The organism is Pirellulales bacterium (assembly GCA_036499395.1).
Lineage (GTDB): Bacteria > Planctomycetota > Planctomycetia > Pirellulales > JACPPG01 > JACPPG01.
The window spans coordinates 1-25521 of the sequence record DASYDW010000019.1 but is presented as its reverse complement, the minus strand read 5'-3'; the positions used below and the strand labels follow the sequence as shown (position 1 = coordinate 25521).

The following is a 25521-nucleotide window of genomic DNA, read 5'->3' as shown; positions in this document are numbered from 1 at the left end:
CAAACCGCGTCGAGATTGCGTTGCCCCGGCACTGCCCGCTTTGTTGCCATATTCTTTCTTAGCGGCGTTCCGGCGAGGGCATATCGCCGTCTCAGCGCGACTCCCGCATCATTTACCCAGCATTTGGCCGGTTCAGTCACTTCCACGTGGTGCCATTGTGATGCAATCAAACCTGTTCATCGTTGGGATGGTGGCCGTCGGATTTCAAGTCTGGATGTTGCTGGCGGCAAGGCAACACCCCAAGCAGGACGCAAAGGGAAACATGGTCTTGCGGTATGGTTGGCACTTGCGCGCTTTTGGGTTCGCGACAGGACTGTTGATTCCCGGAATACTTGCAATACTTTTCGTTGCGGCCCCGGTACGAACGGTCTCGGACTACGTCCTAATGTCCCTCATACTCGCGTTCTTCGGCATCGGAGGTGGCTACTATTTTATTGAATCGATGGCTCTTCGAATCACCGTTAGCCCGGAGGGGATCGAAAGCATTTCTCCCTGGCGCAAGCCCCGCTTTATTCGCTGGACCGATATTCAAGAAATCGTCTACTCCAAGTCGAATGGGTTGGTCATCGTCATCGGCGCTCTTGGTGAAAAAATCCGTGTATCGCTCGCGGTGATCGGCATTCGGGACTTCTTGCAAGAGATCCAGTCGCGCGTTCCCGAGAGCCGATGCGGAAAGGCATCCGAAGTTCTGCAATGGTTTCCGCGTCAAGACGCGAAGCCGCTGTAGATTTGCGCCGGGATGTCTCCCGTCAGGATAAGCATCGTTGCTTTCGCGATGCCGACGGGCTTTCCGGCCGGCCGAGCGACGACGCCGGGATATCGAAGCAAGCATGCTTATTCCGCCGGTGGCGGAAAAAGCATGGCGCGGTGGTGGTGCGCCGAGATGAGTGCGCCTTGAATAGACGCCGCGACTGCTACACCGAGAGCTGTACGCGCGAATGTTCGGCCGCGGCTTCTTCGGCGGCGAACGACGCTTCGGTGACGTTCCACAGTTCGGCGGGCGGAATCAGCGGGGGCCCGCCCGAGGCGACGCGGTCGATGAACGACGAGATCTCGGCGTGATGCCCCTTATCCTGGCGGAACAGGTTGTAGCGCTTGAAACCTGACCAGCCGAGTCCGCGCAAGCGGCGGAAGTTATCGAGTTCGAGCACGCGTCCCTGGCAGAAGATCGTGAGCGTTTCTTTGGGAAACGCCCGATGACCGCCGGTCAGGTAATGCAGGTTCGCGATCGAACCATCGGCCAGCGACATCGAGATCGACATGTTGTCTTTCTGAGGCTGCGCGCTGCCGACGCCGCCGGCCGTGATGGATTGCACCGCCACGACGGGTGAACCGGCCAGGAAGCTCAAGAAGTCGATCCAGTGGCAGCCTTCGCCGATGATGCGGCCACCGCCGACATGCGGGTCATGCATCCAATGGGTGCGTGGCACGTCGCCGGCGTTCACCAGCATGTTCATGACCGCGGGTTGCGATCGCGAAGACAGCAATTGGCGCATTTTCAAAGCGTGCGGTGAAAAGCGCCGATTGAATCCGACCATCAGTTGCAGGCCGCGGCTCGCGGCAAACGCTTCTTGCACGCGGTGCAGTTCGCCACGGCTGATCGCCAACGGCTTCTCGACAAACACGTGCTTGCCCGCGGCCAGCGCCTCGACGACCATCGACGCGTGCAGGTTGTGCCGCGCCGTGATGAAGACGCAGTTGATGTCCTTGTCGGCCAGAATCGTGCGGTAGTCGGTCGTGCTGGCTTCGAAGCCGAATTTGCGCGCCGCGTGGGCCGCCGTGACGCCGCCGGCGCTGGCGATCGTGGCCAGGCGCGCCTTGGTTTTGGCCAGGACGGGCAGCACCATCCGCTTCGTAAAATTGCCCGCTCCGATAACGCCCACCGTAACCTGGGCCGTGGCGGTTGAGGGGGTTACGACGGTCGGAGTACGCACCACGCGCCCGGCAACCGGCGGCACCTGGGGATAGTCGAGCACGATGCCCAACTGCCCGCGGTCGGCCGAGAGCAGTTCGTAGGCTTTGGCCGCTTCGGCGTGCGTGATCCGTTTGGTGATAAGCGGGGCGACGTTCAGCCGGCCCGATGCCATCAGTTCGAGCACCGCTTCGATGTTGCGCTGCTCGGTCCAGCGGACGAAGGCGTACGGGTAATCGAGTCCCTGATCTTCGTACTGGGCGTCGTAGCGGCCGGGTCCATACGAGCAGGAGACCTGGAACGACAGTTCTTTCTCGTAGAACTCCGAGCGATTCAGTTCCATATTCACGACACCCACCAGCACGATGCGCCCGCGCTTGCGCGACATGCGGGCTGCCTGGCTGAGAATATCGTCGTCACGGGCTGACGCCGTCACCAGGACGCCATCCACACCGTGCCCCGAGGTCTGTGCCAGGGCCGCGGCGACGGGATCGCCTGCCACGTCGACGGGAATGGCGCCGAACGTGCGCGCCATTTCGCGACGGCTGGGATCGGGATCGATGCCCAGGACGCGGGCACCACTGCCGGCGAGCATTTGCACGGCCAACAAGCCGATCAAGCCCAGGCCGAAAACGGCCACGGTATCGCCGATCTCGGGGCGCAACAGGCGGATGCCTTGCAACCCGATCGATCCCAGGACCGCGAAGCTGGCCGTGTCATCGCTGACGCCGGCGGGAATCTTGGCGCACAAGTTAATCGGACGACTGACCATCTCGGCATGACCGCCGTTACTGGCCACACGGTCGCCGGCGGCGAATTGGGTGACGCCGGGGCCGACTTCGACCACGATGCCCGCGTTCGAGTAGCCCAGCGGCATCGGCTCGTCGAGCTTGGCGAAGACCGATTCCATCGTAGGCATCAGCCCTTCGGTGCGGATCTTGTCCCACACCTGCTTAACGCGTTCGGGGCTTTGGCGAGCCTTGGACAACAGGCCGGCCTGACCGAACTCGACCAGGGCCCGCTCGGTCCCTGCCGAAATCAGGCTGGCGCGCGTTTGTATCAACAGGTGCCCACGTCCCGCGGCGGGACAGGGGACCTCGAGCAACTCGAGCACGCCCGAACCGAAATTTTGCACGACTTGCTTCACGACGATCTCTGTGGTGTGGAGTCGCGTTGGAAAACTAGAAAGCGATCCGCGGTCAGTATGTCGACGTTAGCGCCAAAGTCCGCGCGTATCGACGACAACCTTTTCCTGCAAAGTCTTTTTGGGAATGTCGCGGAACTGGCGATGGTCCGTCAGCAATACCAGCACCTGGCTCTGCTGCACGACGTCCGACAGGGCATGCAGCGGAAACTCAGTGAATCGTTTCGGCGAAACGTAAGGATCGCAGGCCAGCACTTCACCCAGGTTCAACTTGAGCAAGTCGCGCACGATCTCGAGCGACGGGCTCTCCCGCAAGTCGTCAACGTCCGCTTTGTAGGTCAGGCCAAGGCAGCCAATCTTCGGCGCGTGAAACTGTCGCGCCAGCTTAGCCACGTGTTCGACCACGTGATGCGGCTTGGCATCGTTCACCTCGCGGGCCGTGCGGATCAGCGGCGTGAATTGCGGCGCCGTGTGTACGAGGAACCAGGGGTCAACGCTGATGCAGTGACCGCCAACGCCTGGCCCGGGGCTGAGGATGTTCACACGCGGGTGACGATTGGCCAGCGAGATCAATTCCCATGGATCGATTTCGAGGTAATCGGCCAGAATCGAAAGTTCGTTGGCAAAGGCGATGTTCACGTCGCGGTAGGCGTTCTCGACCAGCTTGGTCACTTCGGCCGTCTTGGCGCTGGTGGCGAAGATCTCGCCGTTGACGAACGTCTGGTAGAACTCTTTGGTTACCCGGGCGCACGTCGGCGTAATGCCGCCCACGACGCGGTCGTTCTGCACCGCTTCCAGCAAGATACGCCCCGGCAGCACGCGCTCGGGACAATGCGCGATGAAAACGTCACGGCCCGGCACCATACCGTCCGGGACGGCGTGACGCAGCACGATCTCGTCCGTGGTCAGCGGCGGGCTGGTGGATTCGAGGATGATCAGGTTGCCAGGCCGGACGTGCGGCCGGATGGCATGGCAGGCTTGCTCGACGAAGCTGAGGTCCGGCGAGTGATCCGGATTGATCGGCGTGGGAACGCAGATAAAGAAAATATCGGCCGGCTGCGGTTCGAGGCCGGCCTTCAACTGGCCGCTGTTCACGGCCGAGCGCACGAGGATGTCGAGATCCGGTTCCTCGATATGAATCTGGCCACGATTGATCGTATCGACGACGTCGGGACGCACGTCAACGCCGTGGACGTGGTACCCCTTGTTGGCCAGGATGCTGGCCGTGGGAAGGCCGATATAGCCGAGCCCCATGACGCAGACCTTGGACTTACCCGGGGCGAACATCCGGCCGCTGTGGGCCAGACCACTTCCTTCTGAACTCATTGATTCCAACCTTGCTCGAGCATGATGTCCACGATGCGGCGTGCTGCCTGACCGTCGCCGTACGGATTGTTATCGAGTTGTCGTCGAGCATATTCGTTGGGATCGGACAGCAGTCGGCTGACCGACTCGACGATTCGCGTCACGTTGGTGCCGACGAGTTCGACGGCGCCGGCCTCGAGCGCTTCGGGACGCTCGGTCGTATCACGCATCACCAGAATGGGCTTGCGCAACGACGGAGCTTCCTCTTGCACGCCGCCCGAGTCGGTGAGGATGACCGTGCTACGGTCCATCAGCCACACGAACTCGGGGTAGGGGGCCGGCTCGGTCAAGTGTACGTTAGGCTTGTCCCCCAACAACTTGCGGACCGGTTCCTGGACGTTGGGGTTCAAATGTACCGGATAAAGGAACTGCACGTCCGCGAACCGCGTGGCCAGAGTGGCGATGGCCTGGCAAATATCCTGGAAACCCTGGCCGAAATTCTCGCGCCGGTGCCCGGTGATCAGCACCATCCGGCTGTCCCCCAGGCGAGCATATTTATCGCGCCAGCGGGCGTCGCCGGCTCGCTCGCGCTCGACCGCCCATAGCAGAGCGTCGATCACGGTGTTGCCCGTGACGAAAATGCTGCTGTCGGGAACGTGCTCGGCGCGAAGATTCTCGGCCGATCGTTCGGTGGGGGCACAATGCACCGCGGTGACGATGCCGGCCACACGGCGATTCATCTCCTCGGGCCAGGGAGCCTGCAGATTGCCGGTGCGCAAGCCAGCTTCAACGTGTACGAAAGGAATGCGGCGATAAAACGACGCCAATGAAGCGACCATCACGGTCGTGGTGTCACCCTGGGCGACGACGCAGTCAGGCGTAAAGCGGGCGAGCGCCCCGTCGATGCCTTGAAAGCAGCGGGCAGTTAGCTCGGCCAACGATTGATTCGGTTGCATCAGCGCCAGGTCGAGATCGGCTTGGATGCCGAAATAGTCGGTCACTTGCGCCAGCATCTCGCGATGCTGTCCGGTGAGGCAGACGATCGGCGCAATTTGGTCGGGCCGGCGCAGACACTCATGTACGACCGGCGCCATTTTGATGGCTTCGGGTCGGGTGCCGAAAATCAGGAGAGGGCGGAGTGGGCGCACGCTATACCCTATGTGCCGGCACGCCCAAGACGGTATCGCCGGCGGCGACGTGCCGCAGCACCATGCTACCGGCGCCCACACGCGCGAAAGCACCGACGTGGCCACGCGGGAGAACCACGGCGTGTGAGCCCATGAAGACCGCCTCTTCGATAATGACCGCGCCGGTGATGTCGGCGTGGCTGTTGAGCGTGGAATACGACCCGATCTGCGAGTCGTGGCCGACGGTGACCTTCAAGTTCAAATGCACATGGTCGCCGATCGTGACGTTCGTGGTCAGCACGGTGCCCGGGCAAAGGATCGAGCCGGCGCCGATCTTGCAATGCGAGCCGACGATGGCAGTGGGATGAATGATCGTGGCGAATTGCACACGGCCGGCCAGCTTCTGCACGATCTGCATCTTCACCCGTGGCTCGCAGATCGCGACGAAGGCCCGGTCGTCGGGCCCGAAGTGCTGCTGGTCGACGGTGCCGACGACGCTCAGGTCGCAGGGAAAATCACCGAGCGCGTGCGGGTTGTCGTCCAAAAAGCCAGCGAGTTGCCAGTCCTTCTCGGCTTCGCAAAAATCGCGCGCCCAGGCCGCGACCTCGCGGCCGAAGCCCCCTGCGCCGGCGATGAACAATCGCTTCATTCCCATAGCCTCTACCTTACTGGGCCGAGTAGCCCCCGTCGACCGTCAGGCATGTTCCGGTAATCCAGCGTGCCGCATCTCCCAGCAGAAACACGATCGAGAGCGCAACGTCCTCCGCTTGCCCCAGGCCGAGCGGATGTTTACTGCGAATCGCTTGAACCTGATCCTCGGCCAGCGCTGCCAGGTACTTTTGTGACATTTCGGTTTCGACGACTCCGGGCAATACGGCATTGACCCGAATCCTGGCCGTGGCCAGTTCCAAGGCCCCGGCCTGCACCAGACCCGTGAGAGCCGATTTCGACGAACAGTACGCAGCGAGCCCGGCCGCACCCAGGACACTCATCACCGATCCGACCAGAACGACCGAGGCTCCGTTCGGATCGGCGACCTTTCGTTTCGCCACGGCCGCGAGGATCGCCGCAGCACTCAAAGCGTTAGTGCGGTATTGAGAGAGGAAGTCCTCGGCCTTGGCGATCCGCAGCGGCGTAACGCGTTGCACGCCGGCCGAATGAACGATGCCTCCGAGCGGACCACCCTCGGCAGCGATGGTTTCAATGGTGCGCGTCAGAGCGTCAGCGTCGTCGACGTCGATCGTGCGATGCGAATGCCCGGAACCAGCGAGCGAGGTGACGGTCTCTTGCAGCCTCTCTTCGTTCCGGCCCAGGCAGACGACTGTCGCGCCAAGTTCGGCACATTTCACGGCGGTGGCGCGTCCGATGCCCGAGGAGGCGCCGGTGATGATCACGCGCCTTCCTGGCAACTGGAACGGATTGCTGGTCATGGGTGCCAAGGAATGATCGGGCGATCGCATCTGCGCTATGTGCAGCGCTTAATGTTGCGCCTTGCCGTTGATCAATTGCAGCAGGTCGCCGACTCGCTGGCATTTGCGCAACGCGTCGACATTGATTCGCTGGTTGAAGCACTCGTCGATGAGCGCGATCACCGATAGTTGGCCAACGGAGTCCCAGCCTTCGAGGTCGGCCAGTACCGTGGCTTCTTGGACCGTGGCCTCGTCCTCGTTCAAGGCCTCGGCCAACCGGCGAACGAACTCGTTGTTGGTAGCCGCCATAGTTTCCTCGTTACCGACTAGAGCGCCGGCGAAACGGCTGCGCCCCACACTGGCAGTGTGTCGAACTTATTAGTCTACAGTAAGATACGAGCGAAATCGCGCCGCCGCGACCGATGTATATCTCGGGCAAGCACAACTGTTGCATTGGTATTAATCGGCCACCGTGACCAGAGGGGGCAGGCACATGGGCCCACCGTGCAGAACCGTCGCTCCCCAGGCAAAACCCGCACCGAAGCCCGCCAACAGCAGCCGGCGCGACTGCTGCGCTAAGGTTTCGCGCAGCTCGGTCGTGATCGCCAGCGGGATCGAGGCCGAGCCGGTGTTGCCGTAGTTCGTCAGGCCGACAGCCACGCGGTCCGTCGGAAGCCGCAGACGTTTCGTCAAATGGCCGAGCATGAAGCGGTTCGCCTGGTGAAAGACGAAATTGTCGATGTCGGCCACCGTCATTTCGGCTGATGTAAGAACGGATTGTATGAGTCGTGGTACTTCGCGCAGGACTAACGTGAAAACTTCACCGCCGTCCATGAACAGATCTTCGTCGCTACGAAAATTGCCGCCGGCCCGCTCGGTGCGCTCGCTACTTTGTGCGGAATGCGGTTGACGAAACGCGCCGCCCGGCACCATCAGGCAGCTACGGCCGGCTCCGTCGACGCCCAACTCGAATTGCATCGCAGCAGCGTCCGCGTCGAATTCCAGCGCCGTCGCGGTTCCCGCGTCGCCGAATAAACTGGTGATGGTGCGATCGCGCGGCGAAACCAACCGGCTGGTCGTATCACCGACCAACAGCAGCAATCGACGGCATCCGCCACGCACCAGGTGCCCACCAATCCACAGCCCGTAGATGTAGCCGGCGCAACCTTGATTCACGTCGAATGCCGCACAGCCGCGCGACAACCCCAGTCGATCTTGCAGCACGCAGGCCGTGGCGGGCATGAAGTAGTCGGGCGTTTGCGTCACGAAGATCAACGCATCGATCGAATCGCGCTGCCAATCCAGTTCGGCGAGTAACCGCTCGGCCGCGGCATGGCATAGGTCCGACGTGCAGGTGTTCCCGTTCACCACGTGACGTTGCTGCACGCCGATGTTTTGGCTGATGCGTTCGATCTCAGTCTGGCCGAAGATCTGCGCATCGTCGGCCAGAGTCAGCACCCGCTGCGGGACAGCGCTGGCGATGCCCGCGATGCGTACCTGGTTGAGGCGTCCGCTGGCCATTTACGGGGTCCTCTCGCCGGATGTTAGCGGGGCTTTTGCGGTATCGCTTTGACCGTGCGGTCGCATCTTCTTAAACCGGCCGCCGTGCTGGGCATCGTCGACAACGCGAACTTTGACCGGAACCTTGAACAGCTCCAGCCGCTGGCGGCAGTGCTGTTTCAGGCGGCGCACGAATTCGGCCGGCGGCTCCTCGGCACGCAGCGACACATTCGCACAAACGATCTGGCCCGTAATCGCGTTCCTTTCGCCGTAGACGGCCGCGTCGCTGACGCCGGGAATTTCTTGAATGATCCCTTCGACTTCGGCCGGATAAACCTTTTGACCGCCGACGTTGATGATTTCGCTTTTCCGGCCCAGGATCCGCAAGTATTCGCCGTCGACTTCCACTTCGTCGCCGGTGATGAACCAACCGTCGGCCGTGAAGGGGCTGGGAGCGTTCAAATATCCGAGCATGCTGGAGCGGGCTTTAATTTCCAGGATGCCGTCGACGACGCGCGTTTCGAATCCCTCGCCGCCGATTTTGACCCACAACGAGTCCGAGCTTTTCGATTTCGAGCGCAGAATTCCCACCTCCGACAAGCCGTACGTCTGTACGAGCTGGATCGTGGGGAATAACGCGTGGAATCGTTGCAGCGTGCTTTCCGGCATCGGCTCGGTGCCGTAGGTCACGGTACGGAGCGAACTGGTGTCATGGCGAGAATAAGCCTCGCTCATCAGCACCATGTTCAAAAACGTAGGCGAGGTCGGCAGCAGTTCGACGCGGTGGCGCTCGACGGCGCCCAGCACACCGTCCGGCGTGCGGTCTTGCACGGTGACCAGGCAGCCGTGATTCGACAGCGTGTAGAGCATCGTGTTGATGCCGCCGATGTGGTCGTACAGCAGGAACGAAATGGTCCGCAACCGATGTCGAGGAACGTGGAATTTTTCGAGGATGCCCAGCATGTCATGCACGGCGGCTTTGCTCTTGCCGGTTGACCCCGACGAGAAGAGGACCAGCCCGGGATGCCCCAGGGTGCGAAGCCGCTGGTAGTACTCGTGCTGCGCGGCAGTCTCACGCTTTGTCGCAGTGGCCTGATCGTGTGAGTCGATATTGACGATCCATTCCACCTCGGCCGTGTCGAGCAATTCGGCGCGCTGGGCGGCCAGGCTCGACGTCAGGGGGACGAGTATCGTGCCACGCTCGAGCAAGGCCAGGAACAGCGCGACGGCATTGGGCGAGAAATCGGCTTCGATGGCCACCACGGCGCCTGCGGGAATCTGCCACGCCCGCAGCTCGGCACGCCAATGTTCGACGCGCGCCAGCAACCACGAGTAGGGATAAGTCTGCTCGCGCCAAACGATGGCATCCGCCGCCGGATCGGTCGCGAAGGCATCGAGCAGGAATTGCAGGGACATTAAACGCCGCCGAGGAAGATGGTTTGACCCGTGATGAAATCGCTGTCGGCGCGGAGGAAGAAATCAACCACGTTAATCACGTCGCGGATCTCGCCGAAACGGCGGATCGCCTGGCGGGCGATCAAGTGGTCCATCTTTTCCTTGGGGACCGAGGCAATCAGATCCGTGGGAATGGGCGTGGGCCCGACGGCGTTGACGGTGATGCCGAAATCCGCCAGCTCACGCGCCAGAATTTGTGTCAACGAAATCACCGCGGCCTTCGAGGCGGCGTAGATCGCTTCACCTTCGAGTCGCAGCGGCGTCGCCACGGTGGCGAAGTTCACGATGCGGCCAAACCGTTTGCGCTGCATGAGCTTGGCCGCTTCCCGGCAGAACAGGAACGGCGCCACTACGTTCGTGTGCAATACGTCGAGCACGGTGCTGAGCGGTGTCGTCAATACGTGGTTCATGCTGGCTATGCCGGCATTGTTCACCAGCGCATCCAGGCGGCCATGCCGGCTGCGGATCTCGGCGAACATGCGCTTCACGGCCGGTTCGTCTGTGACATCCAGGGAAAAATGGTGGTAATTCTCCGGCAGGCCGGTTACGTCGCGTCGGCTGCAACCGACGACAACGTAGTCGTGGGCCGCATAGTGTTCGGCCAGGCCCCGGCCGATGCCCTTGCGCGTGCCCGTAATTAGTAACACCGGTCGATCAGGCATGGGCCGCGCGATTCAAAAGGTCGGCGACGTAGTCGCGCAGGGTATGCACGCTGCGAAAGGGGCTACGGCTGTACGACATGGCCTTTTCATCGGCCAGCGTCAAACTGACGCCAAATTCGTCTTCGATGCGCTGCTCGAGCGCCACGACCAGGTTGACCAGGCCGAACGAGTCCAGTGCGCCCGCTTTACCAAGCAGGATGGCGTCGTCTTCACGAGGAATGCGCGCGTCGGCGGGCAACAGTTCGTTGACCTCGTCGATGGCATCCCAAATCAGCGTCGTGATTCGGTCCAAATCGTGACTCAAAGCTCTTGTTCCTTCCACTCAATCCGACATTATTCGAACGTGTGCCGACCCGAGAGACGGTTCGCTCTTGAAGCGTAGCTCGCGATCGTCCAATCCGGACCCTGCCGGACGGGCGTTTCGCGGTGATTTCGAGGCTCGTCGTTACCGATAATCGACCCCGGAGGGAAGCGGCTTGTTCTCGATCGACTTGATGATTCGCGCCGGGCAGCCGACGGCGACGACGCGATCCGGCAGGTCCGCCGTGACCGCGGCTCCTGCGCCTACTGTGGTCCAGCAGCCAACCCGGATTCCGGACATCGCCACCGAACCGATGCCGAAAAAAGTGCCAGCGCCGACGTGGACGCCGCTTGCCAAATCAACGCCGGGGGCCAAATGGACATACTCTTCCAGCACGCAATCGTGCGACACCGTGGCATTGGCGTTGAGAATCACATGCGGTCCAATCTTCGCGTCGGCCTGAACTACGACGCCCGCGAACGCTACGGTGCCGGGGCTGATTTCCGCGGTCGGATCGATGACGGCCGTCGTGTGAATCAGGGTTCCCCATTCCAGCGGCAAACGCTCGACGAACGCCTTGCGCGTCGTGCCGTCGGCAATGGCCACGATGACCGGAATTCGCGGCGCATCGAGGATCCGATTGATCGGTCCGAAGATGGGAACTCCCAGGATCCCCTTTCCCCACTTCGACTCGTCGTCGTCGTAGATCGCGCGAACGTCATACCCGGAAATCTTGGCCGCTCCGACCACGGCCTTGGCGTGCCCTCCGGCGCCGATGACGAGAATCGTTCCAGGAGATTTCGACGCGGAACTCATGAACTAACTTCGCAGCGGGACATTAACGCCCAACGCTCGCAGTTCTTCACCGTGGTGGTCCGGACAGAGGCAGAATAAGTTGTTGCGCAATTTGCGCTCGGTTTCGATGACTCGTAAATCTTCGCGGAAGGCGACATATCCCGCATCGACCAGCACGGGCCACACCAGGTCCGCCCGACGTGTCACCTCGATCATCAATTTCGGGTGGTATTGGGCCAGTGTTCCCAACATTCCTTTTAGCACTTCGGGCTCGAAGCCTTCGACATCGATTTTGATCAGGTCCGGTTTTACGCCATGCTCGGCCGCATAGTCGTCGAAACGGACCAACTCGACCGGCACCGACTCGCACAATTTGTCCGGATTGAAGCCCTCGAGCGTGGCGTTCCCTTTCAACAGGGGAGAATTCTCGACGAAGGTGTTGTTCAACCCAGTGAGTTGCTCGACAAACATGATCCGTTCGGTCTGGACGTCCCCGACACCCTTGGGAATGAGCGTGATGTTGGCTTTGCCGCGCAGGTTTTGCTCAGTGTATTTGAGGTTATTCGGGCCTGGTTCGAACACGTAGACATGCCCTGGACCGACCAGCTTCGCCAGCCACAACGACACGTAACCAATATGCCCGCCCACCTCGACGACGGTTTCGCCCGGGCGGATCAGACGCTCGAGCATTTCCATGATCCAGCGTTCGCGCTCGCGGCCGTGAAACCAATAGCCCTTGTGGCGGAACGAATGCAAACGCACCGGATCACCGGTCCAGTGATGCCGAATCGTGATGTCCCCCGGGTTCAGGCGCGAGAACAGGGCCATCGCTGGCCGGCGGAGGAATCGTACGAGGTGCAATTTCATGCGGATCGCAGTGAAGTGTCGTGGACGAGCGAAGATTACCCGCGATAGACCGGAAAGAACTCGGTGTTGGGGGCGGCGGTTTCCAGGCCGCGGCGGCGCTCCTCGAGGAGCATGTATTGATCGGTCGAGAAGATGAATTGCCAGGTGTAGAACGAATGACGGCTGGACGAGAATCCGGCCTTGAATTCGAAGACCGAATCCTCTTTGGCGCCGAAGCCGCCCCCCAAATGAAAAGCGTCGTTGCCGCGCGCCTTGGCCCAGGTGCGCGCGTAATCGAGCATCAGCTTGCTGGGCCGCAGTTGGATCGCCGAGTTGAATGTGCCGCTCAAATGGTACTGCACGATGCCGCAGCACTCGGTCAGCAGGGCACCGCTCAGCAGTTCCCCGCCGCCGCCACGCACCAGGCACAGCGACATTTGTTCCCCCATCACTTCTTTCAGCGTTCGAAAGTAAGACGCCGGAAAGTAGTAATAGGGCGAGGCCCGCGTGCGATCCATGGTCTCTTTGTACATCTCGAGAAAAGCATCGAGATTGGCGTCGAAGTCCTCGATGGCCGCGGTCATGCCGCTGCGCCGGGACTTCGAGATATTGCGGCGATGATCGGCGCGCGTCTGCCCCCACATCTCTTCGAGCGATAGGCGCAAGTCGACCGAGACGGTGCGGCCGCGTTCGACGATCTGACCGCCCGAGGCGGGGATGTCGCTGCCGACATTCAACAGCGGGTGCAGGCGGATGAACCCGCTCACGCAGCCACGCTGTTGCATCAGCCGATGCCATTCGCCGATTGCCGCGCGGTGGAAGGCCTCGTCACCGCTGAACAGTGGGCCGGGGTAACCGTACGGCGAGACAATGTCGAAGAGTGTGCTTCCCTCGTTTCCCAACCAGGGAATATAGGAAAGCGGCCGCACGATGTACGGCAGAAAGAAGTAATTCTCGGCCGAACGGACCAGCGCCGCCTCGGGCTGGCCTCCGTCGAAGGGGGCCGTCATGCGCGCATAGCCGGGCAGATGATAAAAGTCGTGCGGGACAGTCTTGAGGAACTGGCCCCACTCCTCGCTATCCGGCGTCAAGAACGTCAAGTTCATCGACGGTTTCTCGTGCATTCCCTGTTGAAGAGAAGCCGTGGGAACGATGTTGACGGAATCGCTAAACACGGGCGATTGCTCGAGAAGATATTGCGCACCGCAGCGCAGAAACGTGCCGCGCTCCGGCCGTTTCGATCGGTAGCACACCCAGCCCGCCTGCCAATAAAGCCGATCGCGTCAACCGATGCGATCCATGGCTTTGACATTTCAAGCCGAATAGCCAATCCTCGCGGAATCCCGAACAGTCCCGACGAGCCCCACTGCCCCGATCAGAGGCCCTCAACCTAAGAGGCCAACTCTTCGCCCTCGCCCCGTTTCGGCCCCTGCTTCCGAATTTCCCTACTCATCGTCAGCATATAACTAATCGCCCGAGGCCGGCGTTGCAACGCGGGGGAGGGCTACTTACGTAGTTGTAACTCTTTCGTTCCCTCAAACTCCGGCATCGTGGCGTGTCCGCTAGCGCTGACACCGACCCCTAAAACCGTTTTCAGCACCGTCAACCAGAGCGTTTTTAGATCGAGCCAAAAACTCAGGTGGTCGACATACCACACGTCGAGCTCGAATTTTCTTTCCCACGAAATGTCGTTGCGACCGTTCACTTGGGCCCAGCCAGTGATGCCGGGCAAACAATCGTGCCGGCGAAACTGCTCGGCGCTGTATCGCCCCAAGTAGCGCATCATCAGGGGGCGTGGACCGACCAGGCTCATGTCCCCGCGCACCACGTTCCAAAGTTGCGGCAGCTCGTCCAGGCTCGTGCGACGCAGGAAGATGCCGAAGGCGGGCAATCGCTCGGCATCCGGCAATAGATTGCCAGCGGCGTCGCGGGTGTCGACCATCGTGCGAAACTTGTACACCTCGAAAGGAGTGCCGTTCTGTCCGGGGCGCTCCTGACGGAAAATGACCGGCGCTCCCAACCGCCAGCGCACGGCCAGAGCCGTGAGCGCGATGATCGGAGAAAACACGACGAGCGCCGGCACGGCGACCGCCAGATCAAACGCACGTTTCCCGAACTTCCGGTACAGGCGGTTCATGATCCGTTTGCGGGACGTTCGTCAAACGCTCCAACAGGCGGACAAAGTCCTGCGCTTGGCGATGACGATTGAAATTCTCGACGACATACCGGCGCGCAGCCAAGCCCATCGCCTGACAACGTTCGCGATCGTCGCACAAGGACTGGATCGCCGCGGCCAGGGCGCGGTCGTTCCCCGGTTCGACAAATACGCCGCCCCCTGCCGCTTCGACCACCTGGCGAATCACGCCGTCGATGGCCAGCACCGTCGGCCGGCCGGCGGCCATGTAGTCGAACACCTTGTTGGGGTACGTCGTGCGGAACATCGGGATGTTCTTGAGCGTCGCCAGGCAAATGTTCGAGCCGGCGAGCACGGCACGCATCTCGGCCTTGGAACGCGAACCGGCAAATTTCAAATTGCCCAGCTCCAGCTCCTTAGCCTTGGCCTCAAGCTGCGGGCGATCCTTGCCTTCGCCCACCAGCAGGAAGCGGACGCGGGTCTCGGTCCGCAGGCGGGCCGCGGCGCGGAGGATGGTCTCGATGTCATTGGCCATGCCCAGGGCGCCGGCATAGGTGACGACGAACTTGTCCGTGACCCCCATCTCTTCGCGAAAGAACTTGCCGTCGGCCTCGGGTGTGAACATGTCGGGGTCGACACCATTGGCGATAACGGTGATTTTCGCGTCCGGCACGCCCTTGGCGAGCAGATAGTCGCGATAGGCGGGGGAATTGACCAGCAAATGCGTGGCCCGCCGATAGAGGAAGACTTCCACCCAGCGGGCGAGTTTGATGATGATCGGATTCTTCAGCAGGCCGATATCGATGGCAAACTCGGGCCACAGGTCGCGAATTTCCAAGAGCAAAGGGCGACGGCGGATCGCCGACACCAGCCACGCGCTGAGCGCTTGGAACAACGGAGGTGACGTCCCCATCACCAGGTCGATATCCTTGGCACGTAAAGCGGCCCACACCGACGTGAACATAAAGCTCACCAGCGCCACGACGCGCCAGGCGAAGCTGCGATGCAGCGAGGGATAGGTGTAGGCCCTCAGGACGCGAATGCCGTCTATTCGTTGCTCGACGACCAGGCCGCGCCCTTCGACCACACGTTTGCCCGACGCGTAGTTCATCGTACTGGCGACGATCGTGCAATCGTGCCCAGCGCGTACCAAGTGCGAAGCCAGCTCGTAGTGGCGCGTACCGCCGGGCTCGGAGGGCCCGGCAAAGTATTGGTGAATCAACAGCAGACGCATGCGCGGGCGAGTTACCGAAGAGATGACCGACAGGAGCGGAACGGAAAGTTGTGAAGCGGTCGCAACACAGCCAGCGGCGATCGCCTAGCCGCCGATGGGTAGCCGAGCGACGGACTACTGGATCCGGCAGCACACCAGAGGCTATTGCGAGGCAATCACCCGCACAAGTTCGTGCGCCCAATTGTCGCGAACGACGGATTTCTTCTCGCTAAGGAACTTTACGTTCGAGTAGCGGGAATCGGCGTAGTCCGAAATGTCACCGTTCGCGATGGCGTCCAACACTTGTTGAATGCCCTGCCGGACGGTCCATTGCGGCGTGAAGCCGAGCTGGTTGCGGATCTTGTTGAAGTTGACGCGATAGTTGCGTTTGTCGGCGTCGTTGGAATTGACGAGCAGCTCGGCCGAGAAGACATTCTCATGCACCATTTCGCCGATTTGCTGAATGGTGTAATTCTGATCGTTCGATCCCACGTTGAAGATCTGGCTGCCGACGATTTCCTCTGGCGCTTCTAGCACCGTTGCCACGGCCAGGGCCGCGTCGTCGACGTGTACGAAGGGACGCCACTGATCACCACCGAAGACCGTGATCTTGCCTTCCAGCTTGGCCTTGGCCGTGAGCAGATTTACGACCAGGTCGAACCGTGTCCGGCCCGATAGGCCGTAAATGGTCGAGAACCGCAGAATCGTGGGTTTGAAGCTGTCGTTGGTCATGGACAACAGCACGCGCTCCGATGCCAGCTTCGTATGGCCGTAGAGCGAAATTGGTTTGACGATGCTTCGCTCGTCCAGCATCTCGTCCGTGGCGCCGTAGACCGAACAGGTGCTGGCGAACACCATCCGTTGCACGCCCGATGCCTTGGCCAGCTCAGCAATCATGCGGGTGGCCGTCAGGTTGACCTCGATCGTCAACTCTTCGTCCAGATTGCAAGCCGGATCGCCGACGATCGCGCCCAGGTGAACCACCGAGTCGACGTCGCGCAACGCATCAGCCACTTGTTCGACGTGGCGGAAATCGCCGCGGCGAACTTCCAAGCGCGGATGATTGATGACCTGCTGGATCGGATCATCGCCGAAGATCAGCAGATCGAGCAGGCGAACGTGATAGCCCTTATCGAGCAACTTTGGCAGCAAGGCCGACCCGATGTAACCCCCGCCACCGATGACCAGCACCCGGCGTTCGCCCACCTGCTTCTTGACCAGGGCATCCCGCTCGGGGCTGACGATCGTCGCCCACAGGGTCGTCCAGATGCGCGAACCGACCAGCAGCACCACGCTGAACAGCCACGACATCACCAGAGCAGACCGTGGCAACGTAAATCCAGCACCGCTGAACAGATACGACAGCGAGGCAAAGATCAAAAATCCGAGCGTCGCGCCCTGGGCGACAATTAATGCCTTGTAGCGACTCTGATACGCGCGGCCGTACGTGTAAAAGCCGCTGATGTAAAAGACAACCAAACAGACCAAGGTCAGCGGCCATACCGACGTGCAGAAATGGCTGAACAATCGCCAGAAGTCGGCCGCGTTATCGACGGGCGTGCGGGCATTACCGGAGACCACGAGCCACACCAATCGCAGTCCGAGTGCCGCGGCAACGGCGACGTGCAACATCACCGTATCGGCGCCCATGCGCAGGATCGTGCCGGTGGTGAAGCTGAGTTTAGAAGAGTTCACGCCTGTTCCTCCTGGGTGCGACTTCGAAGCTTCCTATGGCGCGATGCAGCGAGACATGGCCGGCCCCTAAACGAGGCCAGTGACATGAACCCGACCGCTCCTTCGGAGCGCACGGCGCGGCGTGCGGAACACGAACGGTTCCGTTTCCGACCGATGATCCCCGAACTGCCCTCTTCGTGGTCAATTCTGTGCGTGTCGATGGAAAAAATCAACGAAATTTAATTATTTGTAAGCTATTCGCCTGAATCGTTGCGGCAGGACGTGCATCCGGACACTCCTGCCAGCACCGCGCCAGGTCGGTCATACTGCTACAGCCAATCCCGGAAATCGTTCAGGTTCTGGCGGTACCACTCGATCGTCGGCAGCAGGCCCGCGTCCAGGTTGAATTTCGGCACGTATCCCAGCAGATCGCGGGCTTTCACCGAGCTGGGGGCACGGACGCCGATATCGCTGAAGGTGTGCGCTGTGGTCGTGATCTTCGAGCTGCTCTTGGCCAGCCGGATGGTGCGGTCAGCCAAATCATAGATCGTGACGGCGGTCACCGGATTGCCGAAGTTGAAATCCTCGCCGATGGCCTTTTCCGTTTCGATGCAGCTCGACATGGCGTCGCAGAAATCGTCGATATAGCACCACGATCGCAACTGGCTGCCATCGCCGATGAGGGTCACGTCTTTGTTGGCGATCGCGCGGACGCAGAACCGGCCGACCGCGTTGTCGGTCTTGCGCATCGGGCCGAAGATGTTGAACGGCCGCACGATGACCGTCGGCAACTTGAAATCGCGGTGATAGGCCCACACGATGTGCTCGGCCGCCAGCTTGCTCGAGGCATAACAGACGCGCGCGTCATTGGCGGTGCTGACCAGGCAGTTGTTTCCTTCGCGAGCGTCCATCACGTTGCCGTACACCTCGCTGGTCGAGATGTTGACGATGCGCTCGATCTTTGGATTGTGGCGGGCCGCCTCGAGCACATTGCGCGTGCCGAATAGCACCGTATCGATCGTATCGCGCGCGTTGTCGATGACTTTGCGCACGCCCAGGATCGACGCGTAGTGCAGTAGAATCTGGCAGCGCGAGACTTCCTCTTGCACGGCCTCGAGATTGCGCACGTCCCCTTGGACTTTGCGGACGCGACTGTCCTTGTTCAGCGGGCTGTAGGTGATCGAGCCGTTCAGATCGATATCGAACAGCGTCACTTCATTGCGTTCGGCCAACCGCTCGGCCATGTGCGTGGCGATGAAACCGGCCCCGCCCGTGATTAATACCTTCTTACCTGTGATCATTCAGCACTCCTAATGTGGCCGACTCTATCGTGGACCGCGCGGGTCGCCAGGAATTCGAGAGCAATGTCTGCGAATGTGTTGAACGCGTGGCCCGCACGGCGAATCAAAATGCGATTTGGGGAAATGTTGTTACGACGCCTAAGTCCGCTTCCGATGATGTCGCACGACCTTCAACAGCGAGGCGCTGACATAATCCTGTTCGTCGTTGGTCAAGCCGGTAAAGATCGGCAGGGACAGGGCCGACCGTTCGAATTCCAGCGAGTTCGGGAAGTCCTTGTCGTCGTAGGGACCAAACGGTGCAAAGACCTTTTGCCGATGCAACGACGGGTAGTAGAGTCGTGAGGCGACTCCCAACTCGGCCAATTCATCGGCGATCTGGTCGCGGTCCGCGTCCAGCAGGTCCAGGCGGAACCGAACCGTGTAAAGCTGGTAGTTGATATCTTCCATTGAACGCCGCCAGGGAATGACGATCGCCTCTTCGCCGGCGAACGCCTGGTCGTAGCGCAGCGCCTTCTCGCGACGCATCGCGATGATTTGCTTGAGTTTGGCCAGTTGGCAGATGCCGACCGCGGCCGCGACTTCGTTCATCCTGTAGTTGAAACCGAGCAAGTCCCACTGGAATTTGCCCGAGTCGCCGAAATTGCGAATCAACCGGCATTGCGCCGCGAGATCATCGTCGTTCGTGACGATCATGCCCCCTTCGCCCGTGGTCATAGGCTTGGTGGGCGTGAAGCTGAAAATGCCCATGCGGCCGATCGTGCCGACGTACTTGTCGTCGTTATATCGGGCCAGATGTGCCTCGGCGGCATCTTCGAGGATGCTCAGGCCGTGCTTGTCGGCCAGGTCCATGATTGGTCCCATGTCGGCCGATTGGCCGGCGTAATGGACCGGGACGATGGCCTTGGTGCGCGGCGTTATCAGCGACGCGAGTCGATCGACGTCGATGCAATAGTTTGTCAGGTTGATGTCGCACAACACCGGCTTCGCCCCCAGCACCATGGCCGCGGTGGCCGAGGAGATGAAGGTCATATTCGGCGCAATGACCTCGTCGCCCGGTTCTATTCCCATCGCTTGCAGGCAGACGAGCAAAGCGATCGAGCCGTTCGATACGGCGATCGCATGCCGGGCTTCGACCGTTTTGGCGAATTGCTCTTCGAATTCCGCGACTTTCGGCCCCTGGCATAACCAGCCCGAGCGCACGACTTCGGCCGCGGCCGTCGGCTCGGATTCGTCGAACCATGCCCGCGCGAGCGGCACCTTCTTGCCGGCATCGACGAACAACCAATCTTTCTTGGCGACAGCAGCGGACGGAGAGGTCATGCAGTTGGTCTCGATGCGTGACTAGAGGTGAAGAACGGGCGCGTATGAAGGATGTGAGATAGCGTTCCTACGAATCGTTCTGATCGTGGTCGGCGCGCACTCCGTTCCCATGGGTGACAGCACCCAAAAAAACATGTGGCGTTTAAAACTTTTTCTTTCAAAAGCCGCGATGTCGACGCGATTAATTCGCATGCCCCGACATAACGCTGCTAACTGACGAGGCAAAAACTGTGCCTCGTCCGGACGGCGAACTTACGACATCCGATGGTCACGATTTTACGACGTGCGGGGCCGCTTGCGAACGGCCTGGCCTGGTTTTATGGAACAAACAGATAAACGGGATGTGGTCCGCAGGCCACGGCACGTTGCGTCTCGACAACGCGACATGTCTTGTCGGGGTAGCCGTGCGGGAGGATCAAGATGAAGAGTCAGGAGGTGAAATCGCACACCGGCGAGCCGAAAGGGCATGCTACTGCGGCAAGCGTTCGGGGCCGCTTCCGGCCCCCTGCAGGGGGCCATGCTCTCAACTGGCGGGGGACGACGTGGGTTCATTGACCGGAGCTGAGTCCGAGGATTTCGCGGGTTGATCGGGGAACAAGACAGCGTTGGTGGGCGGGATGAATTTGCGAACAAAATCCACAGCCGAGTTCTGTTCGATCGCCTGCCCCGGCATCGGCACTATGTCGATGAAATACATCTTGTACAGCGCCGGTTGTCCGACCAGCGCCACGCGCGGCAGGTCGGGGGCGATCCAATTGCCGTCGTAGCTCCAGGTCCAGAAGACGCGCAGGTACTGCGTGCCCGTATGTTCGTCCTTCTTGAACACCGTGGTGTAACACTTCACCGGACCGGCGTCGGTCTCGATATCGTATTGAATTTCCGGGTTCATCATTTGGAAGCCGGCCGCCACGTAGCATTGCGTGGGGACGTGCTGGGCCACACCGCGGAAGCGACCGCTGACCAGGGAGATATTGACGACCGCGCCGGTCAAACGATTCGTGTATTGTCGTCCGAGCGATGCATCGGCTTCGGCCACTTCGCGCTCGCGCGGATCCATCTCTTCTTGGTCCTTGCCCTCCCAATCGCCGACGGCCATCGGGACGTCTTTGATCCGGTCAGCAAACAACTTGAGGATCTCGGCGTCGTCGCCGGCCCCGAAGGCGCCACCCCAATAGGCCCGGACCAATCCGGTGCTGATGATCAACAGGGCGGCACAAGCGGGCGCCAAATAGCTCTTCATATCTTTCGCTCTCGCGGTGAATCTCAAAGGAAGCCGCAGGACCATGCCGCGGCAGTTTTAATCGTTTCCCATTTAGGCGCGGGCGGCATGGGCGCGATAAGTGGCCTCGGTCCGTTCGCCGTTGATGACGGCTCCCAGCACGTGAATGCCGACCGAGCGAAGCTGCTCGCTGGCCTCATAGACTTTGCTGGCCTGGCTCACTTCGCGCATGACGCACAGTATTGCGGCGTCGACGTTTTGCCCCATCATTGACGCGTCCGCAATGCTGAGCACGGGCGCCGAGTCGACGATGATGAAATCGAAGCGCGATCGCAGCACGTCGAAAATGTCGCCGACACCGTCTTTCGACAACGCCTGAATGCTTTCCAGGTCGTACTGACCGGCCGAAATCATCCACAAGCCGGCCACACGCGTGGGGCGAATGACGTCGTCCACCTCTCCTTCGCCTCGCAGGACTTCGCAAAGCCCCGGCTCGAGCGGCAGTTCGAACAGCTTGTGCGCCGTGGGACGGCGCAAGTCGCCGTCGACCAGCAACGTCCTGCGGCCGCACCGCGCCAGGCTGGCCGCTAGTTGGCTGGCGACCGTGGTCTTCCCCTCGCGATCCAGGGCACTGGTGATCATGACCACGCGCATCGGTTCCGAAACCGCACTGTGAATCAAATTGGTGCGGACCGTATCGATCGATTCGACGAGCAACCGGTTCAGGTCGCCGTTGGCCGCGGCCAGAGCCTTTCGACCGGGACGCGTGACCGAGGGAAGCGCGCCGACGACCCGCAACCCTAATCCGTCACTCAACTGCGAGGAGGTGCTGATACGGCGGGCCTGGAATTCGAAGAACGCCACGGCCAATCCAACCATAGCGAAAACGGCGAAGCCGGCAAAGCCGACAAGCCCGGCCTTACGCTTCATGCTCGATCCGCCCGGCGCAATCGCGTCGTCCAACTTTTGCACGCGCGAGGGGGCCGACTTTTCGACAGAGATCTTGTACAAGTCGGCATTCAAGCCATCGACAAGGGCCTGCAGCGTTTTGACGCGTTGGCGCTTGGTATCCAGTTCCGCGGTGTCGCGCGTCATGACCGTCAGTTTCTCGGTCAGTTCGGTGTGCTGTTCCTTCAACTCTGCGATCTGCTCCACGACGCTGGCGCGATGCTTTTCGGTAGCCAGCTTTTTACCTTCGAATTCCTTGATCTTTACCGATTCATTTGAGTCGGAAAAGCGTTTCATTAGGTCGTCCCGTCGCAAGCCGACCTTTTCCTCGACCGCCTGCAAGCTTTTCGCCAACCGTTTGACGGTGGGATTGTCCTTCCCTTTAACTTGATTTTTGGCCTCGGAAATGGCTAGCTCCAGATCGCTCTTCTGTTCTTCCAGCTTCTTCAGCTTGTCGTCCTTGTGCATTTCCTCCTCGGCGCGTGCTTCGCGGGCCGCAGGGTCGCGGGCCAGCTCGATGTCGAGCTTTAGCTTATCGACCTCGACTTCCAGATTCGCCGCCTGCGATGTGTGCGAGAAGATCGAATTATTCACCACGCCCAGTTGTTGCTGCAGCATCTGATTCTGCGCGGCCGCCGCGGCAGGATCGACAATGCCCAGATTCTTTTGCAGACCTTCAATGTCCTTCATATCGCGCAGCAGCTCTTCACTCTTCATCTGCCTCAGCTCGCTCAGCTTTTGCTCTTTCTTGGTACGCTCCAGCACTCCCTTTTCCACGACTTCCTTGAAGTATGCGTTGATCACGGCGTTGACGATGTTGACGATGTTGTCGATCTCTTCGATCGACCCGCTCATCGTGACCTGCAACAGTTCGGCGTCGCCGGGGTATTTCATACTTAGTTGATCCTGCAGCCATTCGACCGGATCATTTTGTTTCTTGATAAGCGGCAGTTGGGCAATCGACGGGTCGCGAATGGCGCGCGTTAAAAGCGACTTGCTCTTCATCATTTCGACGGTCGTATTTCGATACGTCAAAAACTCGTACGAGTCGGCCTGACGCGCTTTCGTGGTCATGGTTTCCGGATCGCGCATGACCTGCACGTAGGCGATGACTTCGCCTTTTTGCGGAATCACATACCAGGCACCAGCCATGGCCGCGAGCGCGGCCAAGATGCCTAGCCCGGTCGCCAGCGGCCAGCGGCGCCGAAAGGCGCGCAGCATCGACATCGGATCCGGCGCGGCAGAGAGCATCTCGGGGCGCGGTGCCGGGCCGGTCTGCCAGGGTACGCCCGCGTAGGGCGCCATCCCGTAGTTGCTGCCGACGGGGACTAACTCGCCGCCGCGATGTTCGTCCGGCGGGGGGCTAGATATGGTTTGCGCGGCGCTGGGATCTGAGTTGTGAGTCGTAGACACCAAGAAACTCTCCAAAGTTGTGATCGCGCTGCGGTTTCCGGGCAATCCATGCTGCTAGTGGGCCGCCGAAAGCGAGGTCAAGTGCCGACGCAACTTACGGGCCGCCGTCCAGGGCGTTTTCCGTAGTTGGTCGTAAGTGACTAATGCTTTTGAGCTTTGATTCGTTCACTCCTCTGAGGACGAGCCGCTTGTTCGTCGCCGTTTTACAACGTCGCTGCTTTCTAACGTTGTCTTTGCGCCCTTTGTTCTCCACCTGACGTCGCTAAATAGCTGAATTCGCCCGTCTATTGCGCGTGTCTGTCTGTTTTGCGTGGCCTGCACTTACCGGCTGGCCGAAGTCGAACGTGGCATGCCCACCTGGCCGACCATGACCGGGCCGCGGTCTTCTTCTTCGATAAACAGGTTCTGTAGTAGCTGCAACTCGACGAACAAAAAGCCCATTGCCATCGGCATCATGACCCAGCCTGCTAAGTCATGAAACACCGCATCCGCGATCTGTGTACCGACGGTGCGATGTAGAATTCCGGTAACGGTAATGCGAATGACATTCACGATCAGGGCAATCGGCACCGCGCTAAGGATGATCGTGATGCGTTCCCACCAGGGGCGTTCGGTTACCAAGGTGATCGCCACGGCCAGGGCGAGAAAGATCGTCGACATGCGCAAACCACTGCAGGCATCGACCACGCCCAATCGCAATTCGCCCAGGATGATGTGATTGCCCGACCGATGGGCCGCCACGCCGAGGGTTTGCAGGGCGTAGGTGCTGCAGATCGTGGCCACACGTTGCAGGGGGTCAAGCATACCGCGCTCGACGATACCCGGCAGCGGGTACATGAACACCAAGAAGGCCAACGCCGGACCGGACCAGCGCAACAGTTGCCAACCGCCGACCAACAAGAAGATGGCGAACAAGCACGGCAACAGGGATACCATCTCGACGTAAGGGTAGGCGAAATAGCCGCCGACCATGCGGAGCGTCAGACCGAGCGCCAATAGCCCGACGCCAGTCCAGCGTGCTTGCGGTGTCGGTTCCTGAATCGGCTCGCGCCGCATCCAGAGCAGCACTAGCGCGAATACCGGCACCAACCAGCCGTGCGAGTACGCGGGCGTATTCCACACCGTCGAGATCGTACGGAGCGTGTTCCAGTAAACCGCGATCAGCAGCAACACCAACACGGTAAGAATGGCGATGGGACGCTGCTGATCCCGACGAATTTCGAATTGCGATAGAAAGGACTCGGCCATCGTACGTTGTCGATTCCAGGTGTTGTGAGTCGTGTCAGGGAGTTCCGAATCGCGATCTTGGCGCGACTCGGTCTTCTTGGACTTCCGGCCGCAATCCGCACGGATCAATCAGTCGAACAACGGGCTTCCTCGACGGTCCTTTGAACTGCCCCTATGGCAAGCGTGGATCGTCCGAGGTTGATTTGAAATTGCCTCATCACCGCAGGATTGGCGCTGAGGGGGTCCCGTTGAGATTTGAAGTGGGCTTGCGACTGCGTCTGATGTCACGATATCCGGGTCGAAAAATGCTGTCAAACAGTTTCCCCCAGGTTGTGTTGCGTGTGACCTGTCTTGGCAATATTTGCGTTTGATTAGCGCGGTCATACCTGTTGCAACCGTTCGTTTTTACTTGGCGCATGCCGCGCAATCGGCGCGCTTTATCAACCACACATGTTGTGGTCGATTTTCGATCATGGTTCGGGAAAGATTTGAGGAATGGGTTAGGAATGTCGATGGTAGGGGCTGTATGGAAGCCGGGTTCTCACGGGGGGGTGAGGGCGGCGTCTTGCTGGGTTGCTGCGCGCACGTGGGCGTGGCGGTCTGGGCGGGCGTCTGC

General features: G+C 60.6%; 23 protein-coding genes. 2 read left to right on the top strand and 21 right to left on the bottom strand.

What is annotated here, in order from left to right:
• The first annotated feature begins 214 nt into the window (after positions 1 to 214).
• Positions 215 to 727, top strand: a complete 513-nt coding sequence (locus tag VGN12_03700) for a hypothetical protein (protein ID HEY4308536.1) — start codon at positions 215 to 217, stop codon at positions 725 to 727.
• A gap of 187 nt (positions 728 to 914) precedes the next feature.
• On the opposite strand, the gene VGN12_03695 is transcribed toward VGN12_03700, so the two are convergent.
• From VGN12_03695 to VGN12_03620, 16 genes are all read right to left on the bottom strand, one after another.
• A complete protein-coding gene (locus VGN12_03695) occupies positions 915 to 3059 on the bottom strand; it encodes a bi-domain-containing oxidoreductase (protein ID HEY4308535.1) in 2145 nt (714 codons plus the stop codon).
• A gap of 66 nt (positions 3060 to 3125) precedes the next feature.
• Positions 3126 to 4382: a UDP-N-acetyl-D-mannosamine dehydrogenase gene (gene wecC, locus VGN12_03690; GenBank protein HEY4308534.1), complete on the bottom strand. Its 1257-nt coding sequence runs from the start codon at positions 4380 to 4382 to the stop codon at positions 3126 to 3128.
• The gene (gene wecB / locus VGN12_03685; protein HEY4308533.1) at positions 4379 to 5509 is read right to left on the bottom strand and encodes a UDP-N-acetylglucosamine 2-epimerase (non-hydrolyzing); all 1131 of its coding nucleotides are present in this window, start codon (positions 5507 to 5509) and stop codon (positions 4379 to 4381) included. The genes wecC and wecB overlap by 4 nt, the downstream gene beginning before the upstream one ends.
• 1 nt (position 5510) lies before the next feature.
• A complete protein-coding gene (locus VGN12_03680; protein HEY4308532.1) occupies positions 5511 to 6137 on the bottom strand; it encodes an acetyltransferase in 627 nt (208 codons plus the stop codon).
• A 16-nt stretch (positions 6138 to 6153) separates the two neighbouring features.
• Complete coding sequence (locus VGN12_03675) at positions 6154 to 6918, bottom strand: SDR family oxidoreductase (protein ID HEY4308531.1); 765 nt, start codon at positions 6916 to 6918, stop codon at positions 6154 to 6156.
• Positions 6919 to 6966: 48 nt separating this feature from the next.
• Entirely contained in the window at positions 6967 to 7206 is a 240-nt protein-coding gene (locus tag VGN12_03670) for an acyl carrier protein (GenBank protein HEY4308530.1), read from the bottom strand.
• A 150-nt stretch (positions 7207 to 7356) separates the two neighbouring features.
• Positions 7357 to 8418, bottom strand: coding sequence for a ketoacyl-ACP synthase III (locus VGN12_03665; GenBank protein ID HEY4308529.1), 1062 nt, complete (start codon positions 8416 to 8418; stop codon positions 7357 to 7359).
• Entirely contained in the window at positions 8419 to 9813 is a 1395-nt protein-coding gene (locus VGN12_03660) for a fatty acid--CoA ligase family protein (protein HEY4308528.1), read from the bottom strand. It abuts the gene before it with no gap.
• Positions 9813 to 10514, bottom strand: a complete 702-nt coding sequence (locus VGN12_03655; GenBank protein ID HEY4308527.1) for an SDR family oxidoreductase — start codon at positions 10512 to 10514, stop codon at positions 9813 to 9815. The genes VGN12_03660 and VGN12_03655 overlap by 1 nt, the downstream gene beginning before the upstream one ends.
• On the bottom strand, positions 10507 to 10818 hold the full coding sequence (locus VGN12_03650) for a hypothetical protein (GenBank protein HEY4308526.1): 312 nt from the start codon (positions 10816 to 10818) through the stop codon (positions 10507 to 10509). The genes VGN12_03655 and VGN12_03650 overlap by 8 nt, the downstream gene beginning before the upstream one ends.
• A 141-nt stretch (positions 10819 to 10959) precedes the next feature.
• Entirely contained in the window at positions 10960 to 11631 is a 672-nt protein-coding gene (locus VGN12_03645) for an acetyltransferase (protein ID HEY4308525.1), read from the bottom strand.
• Between the two features lie 3 nt (positions 11632 to 11634).
• Positions 11635 to 12477, bottom strand: a complete 843-nt coding sequence (locus VGN12_03640) for an FkbM family methyltransferase (protein HEY4308524.1) — start codon at positions 12475 to 12477, stop codon at positions 11635 to 11637.
• Positions 12478 to 12512: 35 nt separating this feature from the next.
• Positions 12513 to 13631 carry a GNAT family N-acetyltransferase gene (locus VGN12_03635; protein ID HEY4308523.1) on the bottom strand — a complete coding sequence of 373 codons (1119 nt, stop codon included), beginning with the start codon at positions 13629 to 13631 and terminating at the stop codon, positions 12513 to 12515.
• Positions 13632 to 13960: 329 nt separating this feature from the next.
• A complete protein-coding gene (locus VGN12_03630; protein ID HEY4308522.1) occupies positions 13961 to 14593 on the bottom strand; it encodes a sugar transferase in 633 nt (210 codons plus the stop codon).
• Positions 14553 to 15824 carry a glycosyltransferase family 4 protein gene (locus VGN12_03625; protein ID HEY4308521.1) on the bottom strand — a complete coding sequence of 424 codons (1272 nt, stop codon included), beginning with the start codon at positions 15822 to 15824 and terminating at the stop codon, positions 14553 to 14555. The genes VGN12_03630 and VGN12_03625 overlap by 41 nt, the downstream gene beginning before the upstream one ends.
• 141 nt (positions 15825 to 15965) lie before the next feature.
• Complete coding sequence (locus VGN12_03620) at positions 15966 to 17498, bottom strand: SDR family oxidoreductase (GenBank protein ID HEY4308520.1); 1533 nt, start codon at positions 17496 to 17498, stop codon at positions 15966 to 15968.
• A gap of 84 nt (positions 17499 to 17582) precedes the next feature.
• On the opposite strand from VGN12_03620, the gene VGN12_03615 reads away from it, so the two are divergent.
• A complete protein-coding gene (locus VGN12_03615; GenBank protein ID HEY4308519.1) occupies positions 17583 to 17720 on the top strand; it encodes a hypothetical protein in 138 nt (45 codons plus the stop codon).
• 86 nt (positions 17721 to 17806) lie between these two features.
• Here the strand turns inward: VGN12_03615 and VGN12_03610 are convergent, their stop codons facing one another.
• The 5 genes from VGN12_03610 to VGN12_03590 form a co-directional block, all read right to left on the bottom strand.
• Positions 17807 to 18778 (bottom strand): NAD-dependent epimerase/dehydratase family protein, encoded by a 972-nt coding sequence (locus VGN12_03610; GenBank protein HEY4308518.1) that lies wholly within the window; start codon positions 18776 to 18778, stop codon positions 17807 to 17809.
• 138 nt (positions 18779 to 18916) lie between these two features.
• The gene (locus tag VGN12_03605; protein HEY4308517.1) at positions 18917 to 20098 is read right to left on the bottom strand and encodes a DegT/DnrJ/EryC1/StrS family aminotransferase; all 1182 of its coding nucleotides are present in this window, start codon (positions 20096 to 20098) and stop codon (positions 18917 to 18919) included.
• Positions 20099 to 20621: 523 nt separating this feature from the next.
• Complete coding sequence (locus tag VGN12_03600; protein ID HEY4308516.1) at positions 20622 to 21338, bottom strand: exosortase-associated EpsI family protein; 717 nt, start codon at positions 21336 to 21338, stop codon at positions 20622 to 20624.
• Positions 21339 to 21410: 72 nt separating this feature from the next.
• A complete protein-coding gene (locus VGN12_03595) occupies positions 21411 to 23678 on the bottom strand; it encodes a polysaccharide biosynthesis tyrosine autokinase (protein ID HEY4308515.1) in 2268 nt (755 codons plus the stop codon).
• A 321-nt stretch (positions 23679 to 23999) separates the two neighbouring features.
• Entirely contained in the window at positions 24000 to 24926 is a 927-nt protein-coding gene (locus tag VGN12_03590) for an exosortase/archaeosortase family protein (GenBank protein HEY4308514.1), read from the bottom strand.
• Between the last annotated feature and the right edge of the window lie 595 nt (positions 24927 to 25521).

Bases quoted from the DNA above. Each gene is read 5' to 3' on its own strand.
- VGN12_03700 (HEY4308536.1), top strand. From the start codon at position 215: ATGTTGCTGGCGGCAAGGCAACACCCCAAGCAGGACGCAAAGGGAAAC.
- wecC (HEY4308534.1), bottom strand. From the start codon at position 4,382: ATGAGTTCAGAAGGAAGTGGTCTGGCCCACAGCGGCCGGATGTTCGCC.
- VGN12_03680 (HEY4308532.1), bottom strand. From the start codon at position 6,137: ATGAAGCGATTGTTCATCGCCGGCGCAGGGGGCTTCGGCCGCGAGGTC.
- VGN12_03675 (HEY4308531.1), bottom strand. From the start codon at position 6,918: ATGACCAGCAATCCGTTCCAGTTGCCAGGAAGGCGCGTGATCATCACC.
- VGN12_03670 (HEY4308530.1), bottom strand. From the start codon at position 7,206: ATGGCGGCTACCAACAACGAGTTCGTTCGCCGGTTGGCCGAGGCCTTG.
- VGN12_03665 (HEY4308529.1), bottom strand. From the start codon at position 8,418: ATGGCCAGCGGACGCCTCAACCAGGTACGCATCGCGGGCATCGCCAGC.
- VGN12_03660 (HEY4308528.1), bottom strand. From the start codon at position 9,813: ATGTCCCTGCAATTCCTGCTCGATGCCTTCGCGACCGATCCGGCGGCG.
- VGN12_03655 (HEY4308527.1), bottom strand. From the start codon at position 10,514: ATGCCTGATCGACCGGTGTTACTAATTACGGGCACGCGCAAGGGCATC.
- VGN12_03645 (HEY4308525.1), bottom strand. From the start codon at position 11,631: ATGAGTTCCGCGTCGAAATCTCCTGGAACGATTCTCGTCATCGGCGCC.
- VGN12_03640 (HEY4308524.1), bottom strand. From the start codon at position 12,477: ATGAAATTGCACCTCGTACGATTCCTCCGCCGGCCAGCGATGGCCCTG.
- VGN12_03630 (HEY4308522.1), bottom strand. From the start codon at position 14,593: ATGAACCGCCTGTACCGGAAGTTCGGGAAACGTGCGTTTGATCTGGCG.
- VGN12_03625 (HEY4308521.1), bottom strand. From the start codon at position 15,824: ATGCGTCTGCTGTTGATTCACCAATACTTTGCCGGGCCCTCCGAGCCC.
- VGN12_03615 (HEY4308519.1), top strand. From the start codon at position 17,583: ATGAACCCGACCGCTCCTTCGGAGCGCACGGCGCGGCGTGCGGAACAC.
- VGN12_03610 (HEY4308518.1), bottom strand. From the start codon at position 18,778: ATGATCACAGGTAAGAAGGTATTAATCACGGGCGGGGCCGGTTTCATC.
- VGN12_03605 (HEY4308517.1), bottom strand. From the start codon at position 20,098: ATGACCTCTCCGTCCGCTGCTGTCGCCAAGAAAGATTGGTTGTTCGTC.
- VGN12_03600 (HEY4308516.1), bottom strand. From the start codon at position 21,338: ATGAAGAGCTATTTGGCGCCCGCTTGTGCCGCCCTGTTGATCATCAGC.
- VGN12_03590 (HEY4308514.1), bottom strand. From the start codon at position 24,926: ATGGCCGAGTCCTTTCTATCGCAATTCGAAATTCGTCGGGATCAGCAG.